This window comes from Saccharospirillum salsuginis (assembly GCF_014651855.1).
GTDB lineage: Bacteria > Pseudomonadota > Gammaproteobacteria > Pseudomonadales > Natronospirillaceae > Saccharospirillum > Saccharospirillum salsuginis.
In genome coordinates this window covers 260097-279202 of sequence record NZ_BMXR01000009.1, presented here as the reverse complement: position 1 = coordinate 279202, position 19106 = coordinate 260097, and the positions used below count along the sequence as shown (strand labels likewise).

The window sequence follows — 19106 nt, the reverse complement described above, 5'->3', positions numbered from 1 at the left end:
CCTGACTGGTATCTGGGCTTGCATGAAGAATGAAACGCCGTTTGATAGTGCGCTTTTGTTCAGCGATGAGCATTTTAAGGCTTGACGCTAAACGGAGTATCTACTCGCTATCATCGATTGATACCACCCTAGGGTGGGCACGGCCCACCATGGAAGTCTACGAGGCCGCTGGTTGCAAATCGTTGCCTCCCGGAATATTGGTTCATTACCCATGGTGGGCCGTGCCCACCCTACGGTGCTCACGTGTATGGAATGGACGCAAATGCGGCCTCGGACATAAGTGCCGGGCGTGGGGGTAGGCCTCATCGGGGATGTGCGAGGCATGGATGCCGAGGTCAAGCCTACATGGATGTATTGAGTGGGCGGCACCCCGCGCGACCCCGAGGAGGCCTACCCCCACACCCGGCACGGGCCACTGGCGCAGAAACCTACCCAGCCACCAGAGGCCGTGGCACCGCAGAACCCCGAAGACTTATCTCAATGCGGCGTCGACAAGCGACCGCAGTTGCAACGGCCGAACCGGTTTCTTCAGCAATCGGAAGCCGCGTTTTTCGATAGCCAGTCGGACCTCGTCGGTGTAATCCGCCGTGATGACGATTACCGGGGTATGCCGCAGCCAGGTCTGTTGCCATTCCTTGAGTAGGCTGAGCCCGGTCAAACCCTGGTCGAGGTGGTAATCCATGATGATCAGATCAGGCATGGCCCGGGCGACGCAGGCTTCGGCGCCGTCCTTGTCGGCGGCGGTGTCGACCTGGAAGCCCCACTCGGCGAGCAGGCTGTGCATGCCCTCTATGATCTGTTGTTCGTTATCCACACAGAGTATGCGGTAAACGCGGCTGTTCGCCTCATCGACGAGTTGAGGGTCGTTTTGGGCCGTGACGGCCTGGGTGACCGGCACGTGGACGCGGAAACCGCTGCCCCGCCCCAGGGTACTGCTGATGGACACCGGGTGTTTGAGCAGGCGCGACAAGCGCCGGACGATGGCGAGCCCCAGCCCCAGGCCTTTTTCATCGCTGCGGGTATCCGGCAGACGGTGAAATTCCTCGAAGATCTCGTTCTGCTGGGCGTCGTTGAGCCCCGGACCGGTATCCCAGACTTCTATGGAGCAGTAGTCCCCGTGACGACGAACCCCCAGAGCGACACGCCCACGCTGGCTGTAACGCAGGGCATTGCTGAGGAAGTTCTGCAGCATACGACGCAACAAACGCGGGTCGCTCTCGACCCAGAGGCTGCTGGGGACAATGGTGAGCCGGATGCCACGCTTCGCGGCCAGCACTTCGAATTCCTCGTGCAGGGAGTTCAGCAGTTTATCCAGGGAAATACGCTGGATCTCGGGTTTGATGATGTCCGAGTCGAGCTTGGAGATTTCCAGCAATTCACTGAGCAGATTATCCGCTGAATTCAGGGATCGCTCGATCTGTTCGGCCAGGTTGACCAGATCGCCGCTGTCACCGAAGCGACGCAGTTTGGACTGCATGCTGGCGGCGAAGAGGGCCGCGGAATTCAGCGGCTGCACCAGATCGTGGCCGGCGGCGGCCAGGAAGCGGGTCTTGTTGGCGTTGGCTTTCTCCAGCTCGGTGTTGGTCATCTGCAGCGCCTGGGTTCGCTGCTGAACCTTGTCCTCGAGGATTTCATTGCTGCGACGCAACTGGTCCTCGATGCGGCGGCGATCGGTGATGTCCGAATAGACGGTGATGAAACCGCCATCGGGCATCGGGTTCCCCTGGATTTCCAGATAACTGCCGTCCGGCCGGCGTCGTTCGTAGCGGTAGGAACCGCCCGAACGCAGATGGTTCAAACGCCGCTGGACCAGGTCCTCGACCTCGCCCGGGCCACACTCCCCTTTCAGGGCGTTGTAGCGAATCAGCTCCTCAACCGGTCTGCCGACCGCCAACAGACCGTCGGGGTAGTCGAACATCTGCTGGTATTCCTGGTTCCAGGCGACCACGTTCAGATCGCGGTCGACGATGCTGATGCCCTGGTTGATCGACTGCAACGCCGAGTTCAACAGTTCGCGGTTGAACTTGAGCACCTGGGAGGCCTCGTCGACCATAGTCGATAAGTCCCGCCACTCTCCGCTCATGGGCTGGTCGAACCGTTCGAACAGCAGGCGGGCCGCTGGCGCGCCCAACACCGACGACAGAGCCCGTTCGGCCTGGTAGAGCAATTCGTCGTCGGCTTTCTGGTCGCCCAGCAGCCGACCGTTCAGCGGGTTGATGTAGCGCGCGAACAGGACCTGCAGTTTTTCGGCGCCGATGAAGCGGCCGAGCAACAGATGCAGGTCGCCGACCGAGACCTGGCGACCCGACGTGCCCATCACCGGTGCGTCCGGGCGGTTCGCATGGACAAACAGCGAGGCCTGCATGCGGTCTTTCAGGGTCTCGCGGGTATAGGCCGAGCCGAGCAGCAGGCCCAGGACGTTCATCGCCAGACTCCAGGCGGCACCGTGGACGATCGGATCCAAACCGCCGAGCCCCATCAACGCCTGGGGTTTGAGGAAACTCAGGCCGAACAGGCCGTCCAGCAAATGCTCGGGCATCAGGCCGGCGCGCACAAACAACGGCATCAACAGGGTGTAGCACCAGAACAGGAAGCCCAGACCCAACCCCCACAGGACACCGCTGCGATTGATGGCCGTCCAGAACAGGCCGAGGAAGAGCGCCGGTGCGAACTGGGCGACGGCGACAAATGACACCAGACCGATCGCGACCAGCCCTTCGTAGGCCACGATCAGGCGATAATAAAAAAACGCCGCGAGGACGATCAGCAGGATGCCCAGCCGTCGCAGCCAGACGATGCGCCGTCCAAGGTCGGGCGCGTCGGTCGACCACCAGCCCAGTCGGATCAGGGCCGGCAGGATGATTTCGTTGCTGAGCATGGTGCTGAGCGCGACGGTGGCGATGATCACCATCGAAGTCGCCGCCGACAGGCCGCCGACAAAGGTGAACAGGGCCAGGCCGTTCTGGCCCTCGGCCATGGGCAGCGTCAGCGTCAGGTATTCCAGGCTGGCCGCGTCCGGCGCGAAATGGTGAAAGCCGACCAGCACCAGCGGCAGGGTGAAGAAATTGATCGCCACCAGATAGAGCGGAAAAATCCAGCGCGCTTTGCGCAGGTCGTCTTCATTCCGGTTTTCCACGACGGCGACATGAAACTGGCGCGGCAAGGCAACGATGGCGACAATGCCAAGCGCGGCCTGGGTCAGGTAGACATACGGATCGTCGAAACTGGTCAGCAATTCCCGGGTTTCCGGGTTGGCCATAGTGTCGCGAATGATCTGGCCGAAACCGCCACCGACGCTGTACACCGCCCAGTACCCGACGGCCAGGAAGGCGATCAGCTTGACCACCGACTCAAAGGCAATGGCCAGCATCATGCCCGGATGGTGTTCGGAGGTGTCCAGATGCCGGGTGCCGAACAGCATGGTGAACAGCGCCATCATCAGCGACACATACAATGCCGAGTCCGTATACCAGTGGGCGGACGACGCCAGGTCACCGGAGACGATGTTCAGGCTGACCGACACCGCCTTCAGCTGCAACGCCACATAGGGCACGATGCCGATCAGCGAAATCAGCGCCACCGACACCGCCACGGCCCGGCTGTGACCGAACCGGCTGGCGATGAAATCGGCGATGGTGGTGACGTTCTCCCGTTTCGCGACGCGGACCAGCTTCAACCAGAAGGTAAAGCCGAACACGAACAGGAGAATCGCGCCCACATGGGATGGCGCGAAGGCCCAGCCCGACTCCCCGAACTGGCGTGTGGCGCCATAGAAGGTCCAACTGGTGCAATAGACGGCCAGCGACAGGCCGTACACCCAGGGTTGCCACCGCCGCGCCAGGGGTTTCCGGTCCCCGCGCAGCGCGATGGCGAACAGCAGCGCTATGTAGAGCAGCGCGATAAAAATGAAAAAGGAAGGCGCCATGATTCGTTCGGTGTCGGTCCGGGTCAGTCGGTTTTTTGATCGTGAAGTAGATAATCCCGGTATTCGTCGCGAAGCTCAACCTTACGCAGCTTTCCGGTTCCGGTGTGCGGCAGCTCATCGACCTGAATGATGGCATCCGGCAACCACCACTTGGCCACCTTTTGCTTCAGGGTTTCACGCAGCTTCGACTCATCCAGCAATTGCCCTGGCTTGACCGTGACCAGCATGACCGGCCGTTCGTCCCATTTCGGATGGGTCGCCCCTATGACACACGCCTCGTTCACGGCCGGGTCGTGCAGGGCCGCGTTTTCCAGTTCCACCGAGCTGATCCACTCGCCGCCGGACTTGATCACATCCTTACTGCGGTCGACCACGCGCAAATAGCCCTGGGGGTTGATCACCGCCACATCGCCGGTTTCGAACCAGCCGTCGATGAACTTGTCCTGCCCTTCCCCCTTGAAATACTGCGCCAGAATCCAGGGACCGCGACAGCGCAGATTGCCCCGGGAGACACCGTCATGCGGCAACGGGCGACCGCTTTCATCGAAGATCTCGATCTCGACCCCGAACATGGGTCGACCGGCCGAGCTCTGCAGCTCGTAACGCTCCTCGGGCGTCATCTCCTCCATCGCCGGTGTGCGAATCGCCGCCGTCGCCAGCGGACTGGTCTCGGTCATGCCCCAGATGCCCATCCAGAAAACGTCGTACAGCTCGTCATAGGTCTTCACCAGGGCACGGGGCGACGCCGCTCCGCCGACACCGACCATCTGCAAGGTATCGATTCGCTTGCCACTGTCCTGCAAATAATTGTGCAGATTCAGCCAGACCGTCGGCACGGCAAACCCCTGTGTCACCGACTCGTCTTCGATCAACTGTTGCAGACTGGCCCCGTCCAGACCCGCCCCAGGAAGCACCAGCCGGGCGCCGTACAGCGGCGCCGAAAACGGCACCCCCCAGGCGCAAACGTGGTACATCGGCACCACCGGCATCGCCACCGACCACTCGTTAAAATCCAGGTACTGACTGGACCCGCTCATCATCGCATGCAGCACCGTCGAGCCCTGCTCGTACAGCACACCTTTCGGATTGCCGGTCGTGCCGCTGGTGTAACAGAGCCCGCAAGGCGCATCGGACGGCAGCCGCGGCCAGTCGAACGCTTCTGGCTGATCCTGCAGCAGGGTTTCGTAATTTTCGAGTGTCAGCACCTCGGAGGTCGGCATATCGTCGGGATCGCACAGCACGACGATGCGTTCAACGGAGCCGATCTGATCGGCCACGGTTTCAAGCAGCGGCAGAAATTCCGGATCGAGAAAAATCCAGCGATCGTCGGCGTGATTGATGATGTACTGCAACTGTTCACTGAACAGCCGCGCGTTCAGCGTATGCACCACGGCACCATAACCGGAAATACCGTAATAGAGCTCGAAATGCCGGTAATGGTTGGCGGCCAACGTGGCCACACGATCGCCCCGGCCGATACCGGCCTGGCCCAGCAGATTCGCGACCCGGGCGGCGCGACTCAGGGCGTCTTTGTAGGTGTAACGATGCCGTTTGCCGCCGGGCAAATCGGAGATGATCAACTGATCCGGTGTCCGGGTCGCGGCGGACTTCAATATGTCGCTGGTGTTCAGGGGATGAGACATCATGGCGCCGGTCATTCCGGGAGCTCCTTTTGTCATTGTTCTGAAGTTGAGATGAGTGTAGTTCCGGTTGAGCCATACCCCCATCGGCGAATAGTAGGAGGTAGGGGATTAGTGGCAGTGGTTTTGTTGGTTGCCCAGATATGGTGTGCTCCATGAGTGCCAAGGCAAGGTGTGGGGGCAGACCTATTTGGGGTCGCCATGAACCCGTCCATGGGGGCTTGACCGCAGCATCCATGCTGCGGACATCCCCAAATAGGTCTGCCCCCACCCCTTGCCATCTCCGTCCGTGGCAGCGTTGCAAAAACCCCAAATCCCGTTAGATACTTATCGTTTGGCTATCGTAGGGTGGGCACCGCCCACCTATTTTGTGAATGCAGCCAAAGTAGCTCCGATGTTGGACTACGACTTCGTCTAATCCAACCTACTCAATAGCCATACCTGGAAATTGGTGGGCAGTGCCCACCCTACAAGCAAGCGGAGCACAGCCACACGATGGTTTGGTTACCATAGCAAGTGCCAGGTACCGGGTACCCCACAGGCGGACGGCGGCCCGCAGGGCCGGTTTTTTGCTCCTGCAAAACCGGCACTCCCGCCATCCATGGCGTGCGGACCGGGCCGCCGAGCCTACATGGGTTAGGCAAGCGTTTGCGAAGCATGCTTCGCGCGTAGCCGAACGCCAACCAGCTCTGCTGGTTGGCCGGACCCGCTTGCGGGTACTTGCGGCGACCGCCTGAGGGGTGCGCGGTACCTGGCACGGACCATTGGCACCCAACTAAAACCAGCCGGAACCAAACCTAACCGATAAACCGAACCACCGGCTCGATATGATCCGCCAGGTGCAACCCAGGCGCATGCCCACAGTCATCGAACTGGAGCAGTTCCATCGACGGCTTGCGCGCCCGCATGTCGGCGACGATTTCGCCGGTAAGGACATCCGACTGGGTACCGTGAAGCAGCATCAGTGGGCATGGAATGGAATCGAACTGATCCCAGAGATCCACCGCCGGTGCCGATTCATCGAACTGCCCGACAATGTCCGGGTCGTAATGCGTTACAAACCGGCCATCGGGCAGACGCCGGCTACAGGCCATGGCCATATCCCGCCAGCTCACATCATTGCGTGGTCCGAATGGCGCGTAGATCGTGCGGATGCGCTCCTCAAAGGCGGATAATGTATCGAACGCCGGTGTCTCGCGGACGTACTCCGTTATCCGGCGCAAGGCGTCGGTCGGCAGCGCCGGGCCGACGTCGTTCAGCACCAGTCGGTCGAGGCGGTCTTGCAGCGGCCCGCTGCCGAGAATCATGCCGAGCAAACCGCCCATGCTGGTGCCGACCCAACTCAGCCGATCCACCCGGAAATGATCGAGCAGCCCCAGCGCCAGTTCGCTGTACACGCCGAAATGGTATTCCTCGCGCGGGTCACGGGCCCACTGCGACAGGCCGCGGCCGATGGTGTCCGGCGCCAGGACCCTATAGCCCTGCTTGGCTAGTTCGTCGCCCAGCGGTTCGAAATCGTGGCTGTTGCGGGCCAGTCCATGCCAGCATACGACGGTTTTGTCCGCGCTTGGGTTCCAGACGCGAACGTGCAATTCGCGGTCGTTCGGGGTGATGAATGCGTGCTCCATCATGTCGTTGCCTCCTTGGGCGCCGGGCCACTGAATCGGCCGACAACCCCCTGGGGAAAGAAGTAGACGCTGGCGATGAACAACAGACCGAGCCAGAGCAGCCAGCGGTCGGGGGCCATGAGTTCGGACAGGATCGGAACACCGCCGATCACATCCTGGGCGTTGCCCATCAGGCCCTGCAGATAACTCTGGGCGAGCATCAGCACGGTCGCGCCGATGATGGCGCCGTAGAGCGTGCCCATACCGCCGATGACCACCATCAGCAGGACATCGATCATGATGTCCAGCGACAGCACCGATTCCGGTCCTGTGTAGCGCAACCAGAGCGCCATCAACACTCCGGCCAGGGTCGCGAAAGCGGCGCTGAGCAAGGTCGCTGTGGTGCGATACGCCAGGGTGTTGTAACCGATGGCCTGGGCGCGGAAGTCGTTTTCGCGCAGGGCCTTGAGGACGCGGCCGAACGGCGATGCGACGATCCGGACCATGATCAGGAACAGCACGATCGAGCTGAACACCACCAGATAGAAATTCATCAACTTGCCGTTGACGCGCACCCCGAAAACCTTGTCGTCGAGCAACTTGAAGGCCGGCGTCAGCACCTTCGGAATGCGGTAGGTCAGCCCGTCTTCCCCACCCGTCAGGTGGTAGAGCTGGGACACCAGCACAGTCGCGGCACTGGCCACGGCCAGGGTGATCATGGCGTAGAAGATGGTTTTCACACGCAACGACACCAGGCCCATGATGAACGCCACCAACAGCGAGACACCGAGGCCCGCGACGATGGCGACCAGCAGAACACCAAAGCCGGGGGCGAAGTGGTCGAAGGCAATGGCGACGGCATAGGCGCCGATACCGAAGAAGAGCGCATGGGCAAAGGACACTACGCCGGTGAACCCGAGCAGCAGATCATAGGACGCCGCCAGCACAACAAAGATGCTCAGGCGTGCGGCGGTGTCGAGCGCCCGGGTGCCATCGAACAGCCAGGGCGTGAAGATCACCCCCAGAACGATGGCCAACAGGACCAGACGGATCCAGCGGTTGGCCGGCAGGGTATCGCGTAAGGCTTGCAGCATGTCACTGTCCTCCCTGGGTCGCGGGGACCAGCCCCTGTGGGCGCCACATTAAGACCACGACCAGCAGGCCGATGGTGGAGACCAGCGCGAGTTTGGGGGCCAGAAAGCCGACGTAGTTGGACAACAGACCGACCATCAGGGCGGCGATGAAACAGCCCTCGATTGAACCCAACCCGCCAATGATGGCGACAATGAAGACGGTGATCATGATGCTCTGTCCCAGATGCGCCGTGATGACCTCGTCGTACAGGCCCCACATGACACCGCCCATGGCGGCCAGTGCGGACCCGGCCATGAACACCAGCACGAACAGGCGGCGCACGTTGTAGCCGAAGCTCTCGACCATTTCGCGGTTCTCGACCCCGGCACGAATCAGCAGGCCCAGACGGGTCCACTTGAACACAGCCATCAGGGCGGCGAACAGGACCAGCCCGAGCACAACGGCCAGCAGCCGGTATTTCTCGAACACCAGGTCGCCCCATTGCAGTCCGCCCTGAAAGGCGGCGGGTTTCAGCATGGGCCAGTCCTCACCGCCCCAGAAGACGTAGATCAATTGCTCGGCGACGATCAGGCCGCCCATGGTGATCAGGATCTGCATCAGGTGATTGCCGTAGACCCGGCGCACCAGCACCCGTTCGAACGCCCAGGACAGCAGTCCGCAAGCGATCATGGCCGCTACGGCGGCAAGACCGAAGGCCAAGAGGTTCAGCCAGAGCGAGTCCACCAGTCGCCAACTCTCCAGGCCGGCCAATACGGTGAAGCCGAAAAAGGCGCCCAGGGAGATAAACGCCCCATGGCCGAAATTCAGCACATCCATCAGGCCGAAAACCAGGGTAAAGCCGGAGGTCATGATGAACAGCATCATGCCCATGGCGAGCCCCGCCAGGGTCAGCGTCAGCCAGGCGCTGAAGTCGCCGGTCAACGGCAGTGCCAGCAGCGCCAGGGCCGGAACCAGAACAGCGGCCTGGGCGTCCGGCCGGTGCCACCAGGCGCGGTGTTGTTTGACCGGCTCGCCGCCGGTCGCTTGTATCGGTTCGACGCGGGTCGTCATGTGGACGCCTCCATCGACAGACCCAGCAACTCGCTCTGGCGATCGGGGTCGGCGGCGAAGTCGGCCATTGAGCCTTCGTGAACGATGCGACCATCGTCCATCACCACCAGGTGATCGCCCAATTGCCGGGCCATGTTCATGTTTTGCTCCACCATCAGGATGGTGGTGCGTTCGTCTTTCAGGGATCGGAATGCGGTGATCAGCTTCTCGATAATGGACGGAGCCAACCCCTTGCTGGGTTCGTCGACCAGCAACAGATCGCAGGGTTCGATCACCGCCCGGGCGATGGCCAGCATCTGTTTTTGCCCGCCGGACAGATTCCCGGCCGGCCAATGCCAGAAGGTCTGCAATGCCGGAAACAACGCCAGTATCCAGTCCAGCCGCTCGCCACCCAGCCCCTGACTGCGACTGGCGATGCGCAGATTCTCGGAGACGGTCAGGCTGGCGAATATGCCCATGTTTTCGGGTACATAGCTCACCCCGCGACGCGCCACCTGCATGGTCGGCAAGCCATGGATCGGCTGGCCCTCCAACCGGATCTCACCCTGGCTCGACGGCCACAGGCCCATGATGGTGCGCATGGTTGACGTCTTGCCGACGCCATTACGGCCCAGCAGCATGGTGACTTGATGCCTGGGTACGTCGAAAGTGACACCTTGCAGAATGTGGTAGCCGTCGACGTGGGTATGGACGTCGCGCAGCGCCAGTTGCATCGTTTGGTCGCTCATGTCGCGCCCTCCCCGGATTCCCCCAAATACGCCTGGCGAACACTCGGCAGGGACATGACCTCGGCCGGTTCGCCATCGGCCAACAGGGTGCCGTTGTTCAGGACGATGATGCGGTCCGCCAGCGAGCGGATAACATCCATCTTGTGCTCCACCAGCAGGATGGTCTTCTCGCCCGCCTCTTTAATCGACCGGATCAGGTTCAGCACTACCGGTGCCTCATCCAGGCTCATCCCGGCGGTGGGTTCGTCGAACATCATCACCTCCGGGTCGAGTGCCAGCATCATGCCGACTTCCAGGCGTCGTTGGCCGCCGTGAGACAGCTGCGAGGCCGGCACCTCGGCACGACCGGCGAGATCGACCCGTTCGAGCAGCGCTTCCACTTCCCGATCCACAGCGATCAGGTGGCTGGCCGGTTGCCAGAAGCGAAAACCGAGCCCGAGCTTGGCCTGCACCACCAGGCGGAGGTTGTCCGCCACGCTCAGACGCGGGAACAACTGGGTCAGCTGAAAAGCCCGGCCCAGACCGGCCCGGGCCCGATGCGCGGCGGAACGGCCACCCAGCACCCGGCCGCGCAGACGTACTTCACCCTCGGTCGCCGGTAATTGACCGGAAATCAGGTTGAAGTAGGTAGTCTTGCCGGCTCCATTCGGGCCGACGATGGCGGTCAGGGTGCCGCTGTCGAAGCGACAACTGACCCGATTGACCGCCACATGGCCGCCGAATTGCACGCTCAGCTCCCGGGTTTCGAGAACCGGTGTAGTCGTGTGAGTCGTCATAATCGTGTCCAGAAAGGGTCGGACCAGCCCGATGTCGGGCCGGTCGGGAGGTTGTCGGACTGGATTGGATCAGTTGTCGCGGCCGACCGGGATGTCCATTTCCTCGAGCGGGATTTCACGAACCAGTTCGGGAATCGCCCATTCGACGCCGTCTTCCACCTTGATGCGGAAGTGATACATGGATTGCAGGGCCTGATGATCTTCCGCCCGGAACATCATTTCGCCCTTGGGCGTATCGAAGCGCATGCCTTCCATGGTGTCGATCAGGGCTTCGGTATCGGTGTCGCCTGAACGCTTCAGGGCTTCGACGGCGGCGATACCGGCCGACATGCCACCGGCGGTGAAGAAGTCCGGCGGTGTACCAAACCGATCCAGGTGTTGCTCGACCAGCCAGTCGTTGATGTCGTTGTCCGGGCTCTCGTAGTAGTAATAGGTCGCCCCTTCCATACCCACAAACGGTTTGTAACCGACCAGGGCGGACAGAATATTGCCGCCGGTGGCGAATTCGATGTCGTAGCGTTCCGGGTTCATCGCCTTCAGTTTGCCCATCGGATTGCCGCCACCGGCCCAGTAAAAGAACACGATCTTTTCACCGTCTTCGTCTTTCAGGGCGTCGAAGATGCGCTGACCGGCCGCGGTGAAATCGTTGGTGTCGGTCGGCACGTATTCCTCGTGAACGATCTCGGCGCCACTGCCTTCCAGAGCGTTGCGGAAAGCCGTGATGCCGTCGCGACCGAAGGCGTAATCCTGCGCCAGGGTGGCGATTTTCACACCCGGCTTGCCGATGGCGACCGCATTGGCCACCGCATCCTGGGAGGAGTTGCGGCCGGTGCGAAAAATATAGCGGTTGCCGTTCTCGCCGGTGATGGAATCAGCCACGGCCGGTTCAACCATCAGGATCTTGCCGTATTCCTGCGCCACCGGCAGCATGGCCAGCGCCACGCCCGAGGAGACCGGGCCGATGGCCAGAGTCACTTCGTCGTCCGCATAGGCTTCTTCCAGCAGGGAGCGCCCCTGGGCCGGATCCAGCTGGGTGTCCTTTTCGATCACTTCGATCGGCCGACCCAGCACTTCCATGGTACCGCCGGTGGCGTATTCCAGCCCCAGCATCAAACCATCGTGGCTTTGCTTGGCATAGGCTTCCAGTGGCCCGGTCTTGCCGTACACATGCGCGATCTTGATCGGGTCCTCCGCCAGGGTCTGGCCGGCGAATGCCAGCGGCAGAGCCATCAAGGCGGATTTGAACACGGTGGTCAATCTCATGGTTTGTCTCCTATCGTCTTATTGTTATCTCAAGTTTGTGGAAGACACGCTGGGCTAGCGTCGGATGCCAGGTGGACCCATTCGGGGATGTCGGCAGCCAGGATGGCTTCCGCCAAGCCCCCATGGATGGGTTGAGTGGGCGGCATCCCGCGCGACCCCGAATGGGTCCACCCGGTAGCCGATGCGGGTTTCGGCACCAATGCGATCACTACGATACTTGAGTGGTTATGTCATCCATCAACCGTCATTCCCGTTCGGAACGACGCACCCACTTTCGAACCGCCACCCGCCGTACTTTGCCGGTGGGCGTGCGGGGCAGTTCATCCAGAAACACCAGACGCCGGGGCACTTTGTAGGTCGCCAGGCGCTGTTTGCAAAAACGTTGCAGTTCATCCTCGGTGGCCCAGTGCCCGGGTTTGAGGACGACAAAGGCGGTGGCGGTTTCGCCCCAGGTGCGGTCGTATTCGCCGGTGACGGCCACTTCCTGTACCGCGCGATGATGCAACAGACATTGCTCGATCTCGGAGGGGAACACGTTTTCCCCGCCGCAGATGAACATGTCGGTCACCCGATCCACGATCCAGGTATGTCCATCCCGATTCTGATGCGCCAGATCGCCGCACCGGTACCAGCCATCCAGGAAGGCGGTGCCGTTGGCTTCCGCGTTGCGCCAGTAACCGGGTGTGATCGCCGGTCCTCGCACCCAGACCTCGCCAACCTGGCCGGGTTCCACCGACTCGCCATGCGGGCCGACCAGTTTGCATTCGGTCATGGGCATGGCCCGCCCCACCCCGCCCGGGAATTGGCGGGCTTCGGCCTCGGATTGGAAAAAGAGGGTCGGACCGGTTTCGGTCATGCCGCAACCGTTGCGGATGACCACACCCCGGTCCGCCCAAACGCCCAACAGGGAGTCGTCCATCGGTGCCCCGCCACTGGCCAGGCAGGACGCGCAGTAACTGAGATCGTCGGCATGACGAAAGGCTTCGGTCTCCGCCAGACGCCGGTATTGAGTCGGAACCAGTAAGGCCTTGGTCAGGCGCCGGGCCATCAAATCGGTCATCAGTTGGTCGGGTTGGAACTGGCGATAGACACGAACACTGGCCCCGTGCATCAGGGCCGGCAACGCGAACAGGTTAATGCCCGCGGTGTGATAGTGCGGCAGAACCGAAGCCGTCACGTCGTCCGGCGATAAATCGAGTGCGGCATTCGCATTGCGGGCATTGGCTATGGCCATGGTGGCGGTATAGATCACAGCTTTGGGGGTGCCGGTGGTTCCGCTGGTAAACAGCAGATACCAGGGATCGTCATCGCCGGCCGGATCGGCCTCGGGTAAATCGGTTTCCGGCAACTCCTCGTCCAGCCAACCGAGTGCGCAGCCGAGCAATCGATGTAGGCTGGTCGCCACCGACTGAAAATCCCGTTCGGCCAGAATGGCGGCGGGTTCGGTCAGACGGGATTGCTCCAACTGGGTGTCGATGACCTCGCGCCAGTTCAACGGCACCATGATCCAACCCTGGCGCCGACACGCCATCAACACCGCAAAGAAATCGAGCCGATTGCGCGCCAGCCACAGCAGCCGGTCCCCGCGTTTCAGGCCCAGGGCGACCAGCCGGCGCACCCAGGTCCGGACCCGTTCATCCAGTTCGGTGAAGGTCCAGCAGGTCGCATCCGGCACACCCACCAGTGCGGGCTTCGCTCCCCAGGTCTGGGCCCAGCGTCCGGTATCCAGCGTTGTCATGCCGGCCGCTCCAGGCCATGCACCATCAGGTCCAACACGGCGTCGACTACGTCGTCCAGTTCCCGATCCTCATTCCACAGCAGATAGCGCTGACCGATGAAATGCATCATGCCCATGATCGACCAGGCCCAGACGGAAAAGTCACCGGTACGAATCTGCTGTTGTTGCCCGGCCCGATTCAATGCCTCGATATAGCCTTCGGCGAAGGCTTCGTAGTAAGCCCGGTGAACGTCAGGATCGACGAACTGACTTTCCTGAACGATGCGATACAGGTTCGGATGCGCCCGGATATAGTCGAGAAAGGCCCGAAAACCGATGCGTTCCGCCGCCAAGCGGTCATCGACATCGATCACCTGCTCGGACAGATAATGCCGCAGTTGCCGGCTGGTATAGAGCACCAGTTCGCGCAGTACGGCTTCCTTGGTCTTGAAGTACAGGTAGAAGGTGCCCTGCCCGATCTCCGCCCGACGCGTGATGCCGACGATGGACCCCTCGTGGAACCCACGTTCACCGAATTCGGCCTCGGCCGCACGCAGGATTTTCTCGAGGGTGCGGGCACCGCGTGCAGTTTTGGGTGTCAGACTGTTCCGGGTCATGGCCAAACCTGAGAGTTGATTCAGGTTTCACAATACGAGCAAAGCCGGGTCTTGGCAAGGCAAGCCCGGCTCCTACTTTGGTAGGAGCCGTGTTCCGTCCTTCGAACGCGCCCGACCGGCGGTTAAGTTATTTTAAGTGAAACCCTTTGTTAACAATTGAGCTATTCTTGCCGATAAAGAATCAAAACAAGAATCCGTTGTTGTACCGCTTGGAGCACATCGCATGAAGCTGACCGTTATCATGAAAACGGCCCTGGGGTTCGGACTTATTCTGGTGCTGATGATCGGTATTTCCGTCACCGCCCTGACCAACCAATCCTCGGTCGGACAATTATTCCGCATCACTACCTCCGAAGTGGTACCCCAGATGCAGGAAGCATATCGGCTGGTCATCGGGATCCAGAACGCCAACAAGGCGGTGTCGCAACATGCCGCCGTCTCGGATAATGAATTACTGGAACGCTATGAACAGGATTTCGCCGCGTCCAGAAAGAACGTTTCCGCAACCTACCAGACATTGAGCGAACAACTGTCCGGGCAACCTGCCCTGTCCGACAACCTGAAAAGCAGCTACGACCAAGTCCGGAGCGCGCTCGATCTGGGTGAGCAACACCTGATCACACGGCGCGAGGTGTTGGCTACCCGACAGACCTTTCTGCAGGAGTATCAAAGCCAGGGCTCTCGCTGGCTGACCTTCGCCAACGACATGAAAATCGTCGATCGTGTTCTGGAAAATCTGGCCAGCCAGGCCGACAGCACCTCCCGACAGGTAGGCGGTGACGCCAAATACGTGCTGGACCGGATCGCCCTGATACGTTCCGGGGTGACCGGCGTCGGTGGTCTGCAAACCACCCAGGAGGTGATCGACGTTCAGGCCAACCTGACCAAGGAACTGGAAAAAATCGATGTCCGCATGAAACGCCTGGCGGATGACAACGAGATCATCCACCGCTATTTGTCGACCTATGTCGAACTGCTCCAAACAGCCGTCACCGACGAAAACGGCACGATCCCGCTGTACCTGGCTTCCCTGCAGGCACAGGAAAAGAGTTCGGACGAACTGACCCGCCTGGCCGACACGGTGAATCAGAGTGTGCAGAGTCTGACTCAACTGACCCAGGCGCTGTCCAATGAAGGGCTGCGGCTGGCCGAGCAAGTCGAAGCGGCGAACACCCAGGCCACTGTGACCGTCGTCGGTGTGCTGACCGCTTCGCTGGTCATCGCGCTGGGTATTATGTTTTCCCTGATCCGCAGCATCCGCAAACCGCTGAAGACGATTACCGGCTTGCTGGCCGCCGTCTCCGACGGCGATCTCTCACAAAAAATGACGGTGCGTTCCAACGATGAGTTTTCCCAGATCGGCCGAGGCATCAACGATCTGATCGACCACACCCGTGAGATCATCGTCGACATCAAGAAAACGTCCTCCGAAGTGGGTTCGGTGGCCAACCAGGTGACCGAAACCACCAAATCCAGCTCCGAAAAACTGCTGTTGCAGAAAGACCAGTCGGCATCCATCGCCACCGCCGTCAGCGAGATGACGTCGTCGGCCAGCGAGATTTCCGACAACGCCAGCAATACCCTCAGTCAGGTCAAGGCGGTCAACGGTTCGGCCTCCGAAGGCCAGCAAAACATGCGCAACAGCAACCAGGTGATTCAGCAATTGGTGGATGACCTGAACCACGCCAGTGAAGTGGTCAGCACGGTGCAACAGGAATCGGACAACATCAGCCAGATTCTCAACGTCATCCAGGGCATCGCCGAGCAGACCAACCTGCTGGCGCTGAACGCCGCCATCGAGGCGGCCCGGGCCGGTGAACAGGGGCGCGGCTTCGCCGTTGTCGCCGACGAGGTGCGAAGCCTGGCCAGCAAGACGCAGAGTTCAACGGAAGAGATCTATGAGATGATCGAGCGGTTGCAGAGTCGCGCCAACAACGCCGTCGGACTGATGACCAAGAATCTGGAACGTGTCGATCAGCTGGTGGCCAGTGCCGAGGATACCGACCAATCCATTCAGACCATTCTGTCGTCACTGCAACACATCAATGACATGAGCCAGCACATCGCCGAGGGCACAGCCAGTCAGCAAAGTGTTGCCGAGGAAGTCTCCCGTTCCATCCAGGAGGTCGCCGAGATTTCGGACGCTATCTACTCCAACGCCTCTCAGAATGTGAAAACGTTCGAGCGCTTGAATGAGTTGGTCGAACACCAGAACGCGTCGGTCAGTCGTTTCCGTTACTGAGCCCGATGGCAAAGCGCTGGCCGGCGGCCAGCGCCCCCCATCTTACCCCACTTGGCTTTTGAGCCACTGGTCCAGATGCCCTCCGGGCAAGGCGCCCGCCTGCCGGGCGGCTTCGCGTCCATTCCTGAAGATGAGCAAACTCGGGATACTGCGGATTCCGTAGCGCTGTGCCAGGGCCGGTTCTTCCTCGGTATTGACCTTGACCATGCGCGCCCGGGGTTCCCACCGTTCGGCGGCCTGTTCGAAGACCGGTGCGAACTGTTTGCAGGGCCCACACCAACTGGCCCAGAAATCGACCACAACAGGAATGTCCGATTTCAACACCAGTTTCTCGAAATTCGCGGTCGTGCCTTTCACGGGAGTACCCGTGAACACCGGTTGCTTGCAGCGTCCGCATTGAGGGTGGTCGGATAAGCGTTCGGCGGGGATACGGTTCGGGGTGCCGCAATGGGCGCAGGCAATGGTGTAGCTGGACGGGGAAAGCCTCTATATCATTTTAATCTAATATAGAGGCGAGTGACGCGGTCACAAGAGGCTTGGTGTCATTTGTACGGTGAAAGCCGGGACTACTCACCCCGGCTAGTGATTATTTCTCAACGAACGCCCGCTCGATCACGTATTCGCCGAGATGTCCGGCCCGGGTCTCGTTGAAGCCCCAGTCATCCAGGATCGCGGAGGTGTCTTTCAACATGGCCGGGCTGCCGCACAGCATGAAACGGTCGTCTTCCTTGTTGGGGGCAGGAACGCCGAGATCCTCGAACAGTTTGCCACTGACCATCAGATCGGTCAGACGCCCTTCGTTCCGAAACGGTTCACGAGTCACGGTCGGGTAGTAGTACAACTTGTCGCGGATGATGTCCCCGAAATATTCGTTGTTCGGCAATTCGTCCTGAATGAGCTGTTGATACGCCAACTCGGACTTATAGCGCACACCATGCGTCAGAATGACCCGGTCGAACTGCTCGTAGATTTCCGGATCCTTGATGATGCTGATGAAAGGGGCGAGCCCGGTACCGGTGGACAGCAGGTACAGGTTTCGACCCGGCAACAGGTGGTCGGCCACCAGAGTCCCGGTCGGTTTGCGACCGACATAGACCTGATCGCCGGGCTGGATATTCTGCAGCTTCGAGGTCAGCGGGCCATCCGGGACCTTGATGCTGAAAAACTCCAGCTCTTCCTCGTAGTTGGCGCTGGCGATGGAATAGGCCCGCAACAACGGACGACCGTTGTCCTGTTCCAGGCCGATCATCGTGAAATAACCGTTCTTGAAGCGAAACCCCGGGTCCCGGCTGGTGGTGAAGCTGAACAGGGTATCGTTCCAATGCCGAACGCTGGTAACGGTCTCGATATTCAAATTCGACATAAGAACCTCTTAAACATGAATAATACGTTATATACCCTTACTATACTCAGGGAATGGTTATCGGCAAAATGACTATTTCCGATATATTTTATTGGTATTCCCGATATGAAGTTCACGCTCCGTCAACTGCAGGTGTTTCTGGCCACGGCTCATCACGAGAACATCAGCCGGGCGGCCGCCAGCCTGAATATGTCCCAATCCGCGGCGTCGGGTGCGCTCAAGGAATTCGAATCGCTCTACGATGTCCGCCTGTTCGAACGGGCCGGCAAGCGACTGAAACTCAACGAACTCGGCCGCCAGCTCTGGCCCCGCGTCGAGTCCCTGCTGGAACAGGCCAATGAGCTCGAAAGCGATCTCAATCGACACCACGATCTCGGGCGACTCAAGGTCGGTGCCACGCTGACCATCGGCAACTACCTGGCGGTCGGTTTCATGGCTCGCTACATGGCCGAACAACCCGGCGCCCGCGTCAAACTCGAGGTGGCCAACACCCGCGCCATCGCGGATCGCGTCCTGGCCTTTGATCTGGATTTGGGCATGATCGAGGGGGAAATCAACCATCCGGACCTGGAGTTGGTGCGTTGGCGCTCGGACGACCTGGTGGCCTTTTGCGCCCCCGAACACCCTTTGGCGGGTCGAAACCAATTAAGCGACGCCGACCTGCTCGAACAGGACTGGATTGTTCGGGAGCCGGGTTCCGGTACCCGCCAAACCTTTGAGCGCGGTATGCATGGTTTACTGACGGATCTGCGCATCACCCTGGAACTGGAACACACGGAAGCGATTAAACGAGCTGTGGAAGCCGGGCTCGGCATCAGTTGTTTGTCCCGGGTGAGTCTGCAGGAGGCTTTCCGGCGCGGAACCCTGATTCCGCTGGCCATTCCGCAACGCGATTTCAGCCGGGAGTTTTACTTTGTGCTTCACAAGCAGAAATACCGCAGCCCGGGGATTCAGCGTTGGCTGGAGCTGTGCAGAAACTTCCCTGACCAAACGGCTCCTGATAAAGTTAGCCATTAACCCCTCGTCGTCGGTTCTAAGGATTGCGTAATCGTGGAGTGGCGGCGGGATGCAATGCCAAAGTAA

Annotated in this window: 14 protein-coding genes; 2 read left to right on the top strand and 12 right to left on the bottom strand. The window is 60.5% G+C overall.

All coding sequences use genetic code 11. The features are described from left to right. Positions 1–472 precede the first annotated feature (472 nt). From IE111_RS18205 to IE111_RS18160, 10 genes are all read right to left on the bottom strand, one after another. Positions 473–3925, bottom strand: coding sequence for a hybrid sensor histidine kinase/response regulator (locus IE111_RS18205; RefSeq protein WP_189611397.1), 3453 nt, complete (start codon positions 3923–3925; stop codon positions 473–475). Between the two features lie 23 nt (positions 3926–3948). Next, positions 3949–5583, bottom strand: a complete 1635-nt coding sequence (locus IE111_RS18200; RefSeq protein WP_189611395.1) for a long-chain fatty acid--CoA ligase — start codon at positions 5581–5583, stop codon at positions 3949–3951. Positions 5584–6362: 779 nt separating this feature from the next. Further along, complete coding sequence (locus tag IE111_RS18195) at positions 6363–7196, bottom strand: alpha/beta fold hydrolase (RefSeq protein ID WP_189611393.1); 834 nt, start codon at positions 7194–7196, stop codon at positions 6363–6365. Continuing rightward, positions 7193–8266: a branched-chain amino acid ABC transporter permease gene (locus IE111_RS18190; protein WP_189611391.1), complete on the bottom strand. Its 1074-nt coding sequence runs from the start codon at positions 8264–8266 to the stop codon at positions 7193–7195. The genes IE111_RS18195 and IE111_RS18190 overlap by 4 nt, the downstream gene beginning before the upstream one ends. Position 8267: 1 nt before the next feature. Then, positions 8268–9317 (bottom strand): branched-chain amino acid ABC transporter permease, encoded by a 1050-nt coding sequence (locus IE111_RS18185; RefSeq protein WP_189611389.1) that lies wholly within the window; start codon positions 9315–9317, stop codon positions 8268–8270. Further along, a complete protein-coding gene (locus IE111_RS18180) occupies positions 9314–10045 on the bottom strand; it encodes an ABC transporter ATP-binding protein (protein WP_189611387.1) in 732 nt (243 codons plus the stop codon). Before IE111_RS18180 ends, IE111_RS18185 begins: the two co-directional genes overlap by 4 nt. Further along, positions 10042–10821 carry an ABC transporter ATP-binding protein gene (locus IE111_RS18175; RefSeq protein ID WP_189611386.1) on the bottom strand — a complete coding sequence of 260 codons (780 nt, stop codon included), beginning with the start codon at positions 10819–10821 and terminating at the stop codon, positions 10042–10044. Before IE111_RS18175 ends, IE111_RS18180 begins: the two co-directional genes overlap by 4 nt. Positions 10822–10890: 69 nt before the next feature. Further along, positions 10891–12084: a substrate-binding domain-containing protein gene (locus IE111_RS18170; RefSeq protein ID WP_229805422.1), complete on the bottom strand. Its 1194-nt coding sequence runs from the start codon at positions 12082–12084 to the stop codon at positions 10891–10893. Positions 12085–12328: 244 nt separating this feature from the next. Further along, the gene (locus tag IE111_RS18165; protein WP_189611384.1) at positions 12329–13822 is read right to left on the bottom strand and encodes a class I adenylate-forming enzyme family protein; all 1494 of its coding nucleotides are present in this window, start codon (positions 13820–13822) and stop codon (positions 12329–12331) included. Further along, on the bottom strand, positions 13819–14418 hold the full coding sequence (locus IE111_RS18160; RefSeq protein ID WP_189611382.1) for a TetR/AcrR family transcriptional regulator: 600 nt from the start codon (positions 14416–14418) through the stop codon (positions 13819–13821). Before IE111_RS18160 ends, IE111_RS18165 begins: the two co-directional genes overlap by 4 nt. Before the next feature lie 223 nt (positions 14419–14641). Here IE111_RS18160 and IE111_RS18155 point away from each other — a divergent pair, with 223 nt between their 5' ends. Beyond that, on the top strand, positions 14642–16660 hold the full coding sequence (locus tag IE111_RS18155) for a methyl-accepting chemotaxis protein (protein ID WP_189611381.1): 2019 nt from the start codon (positions 14642–14644) through the stop codon (positions 16658–16660). Between the two features lie 42 nt (positions 16661–16702). Here the strand turns inward: IE111_RS18155 and trxC are convergent, their stop codons facing one another. Together trxC and IE111_RS18145 are read right to left on the bottom strand one after the other, a co-directional pair. Next, positions 16703–17122: a thioredoxin TrxC gene (gene trxC, locus IE111_RS18150; protein ID WP_189611424.1), complete on the bottom strand. Its 420-nt coding sequence runs from the start codon at positions 17120–17122 to the stop codon at positions 16703–16705. Positions 17123–17246: 124 nt separating this feature from the next. Next, on the bottom strand, positions 17247–18023 hold the full coding sequence (locus IE111_RS18145; protein ID WP_189611379.1) for a ferredoxin--NADP reductase: 777 nt from the start codon (positions 18021–18023) through the stop codon (positions 17247–17249). Between the two features lie 105 nt (positions 18024–18128). Between IE111_RS18145 and IE111_RS18140 the strand changes: the two genes are divergently transcribed. Then, positions 18129–19040: a LysR substrate-binding domain-containing protein gene (locus tag IE111_RS18140; protein ID WP_189611377.1), complete on the top strand. Its 912-nt coding sequence runs from the start codon at positions 18129–18131 to the stop codon at positions 19038–19040. Positions 19041–19106: the final 66 nt, after the last annotated feature.

Coding starts and splice junctions, on each gene's coding strand:
- IE111_RS18205 (WP_189611397.1), bottom strand. CDS start 3,925: ATGGCGCCTTCCTTTTTCATTTTTATCGCGCTGCTCTACATAGCGCTG.
- IE111_RS18200 (WP_189611395.1), bottom strand. CDS start 5,583: ATGACCGGCGCCATGATGTCTCATCCCCTGAACACCAGCGACATATTG.
- IE111_RS18195 (WP_189611393.1), bottom strand. CDS start 7,196: ATGATGGAGCACGCATTCATCACCCCGAACGACCGCGAATTGCACGTT.
- IE111_RS18190 (WP_189611391.1), bottom strand. CDS start 8,266: ATGCTGCAAGCCTTACGCGATACCCTGCCGGCCAACCGCTGGATCCGT.
- IE111_RS18185 (WP_189611389.1), bottom strand. CDS start 9,317: ATGACGACCCGCGTCGAACCGATACAAGCGACCGGCGGCGAGCCGGTC.
- IE111_RS18180 (WP_189611387.1), bottom strand. CDS start 10,045: ATGAGCGACCAAACGATGCAACTGGCGCTGCGCGACGTCCATACCCAC.
- IE111_RS18175 (WP_189611386.1), bottom strand. CDS start 10,821: ATGACGACTCACACGACTACACCGGTTCTCGAAACCCGGGAGCTGAGC.
- IE111_RS18170 (WP_229805422.1), bottom strand. CDS start 12,084: ATGAGATTGACCACCGTGTTCAAATCCGCCTTGATGGCTCTGCCGCTG.
- IE111_RS18165 (WP_189611384.1), bottom strand. CDS start 13,822: ATGACAACGCTGGATACCGGACGCTGGGCCCAGACCTGGGGAGCGAAG.
- IE111_RS18160 (WP_189611382.1), bottom strand. CDS start 14,418: ATGACCCGGAACAGTCTGACACCCAAAACTGCACGCGGTGCCCGCACC.
- IE111_RS18155 (WP_189611381.1), top strand. CDS start 14,642: ATGAAGCTGACCGTTATCATGAAAACGGCCCTGGGGTTCGGACTTATT.
- IE111_RS18145 (WP_189611379.1), bottom strand. CDS start 18,023: ATGTCGAATTTGAATATCGAGACCGTTACCAGCGTTCGGCATTGGAAC.
- IE111_RS18140 (WP_189611377.1), top strand. CDS start 18,129: ATGAAGTTCACGCTCCGTCAACTGCAGGTGTTTCTGGCCACGGCTCAT.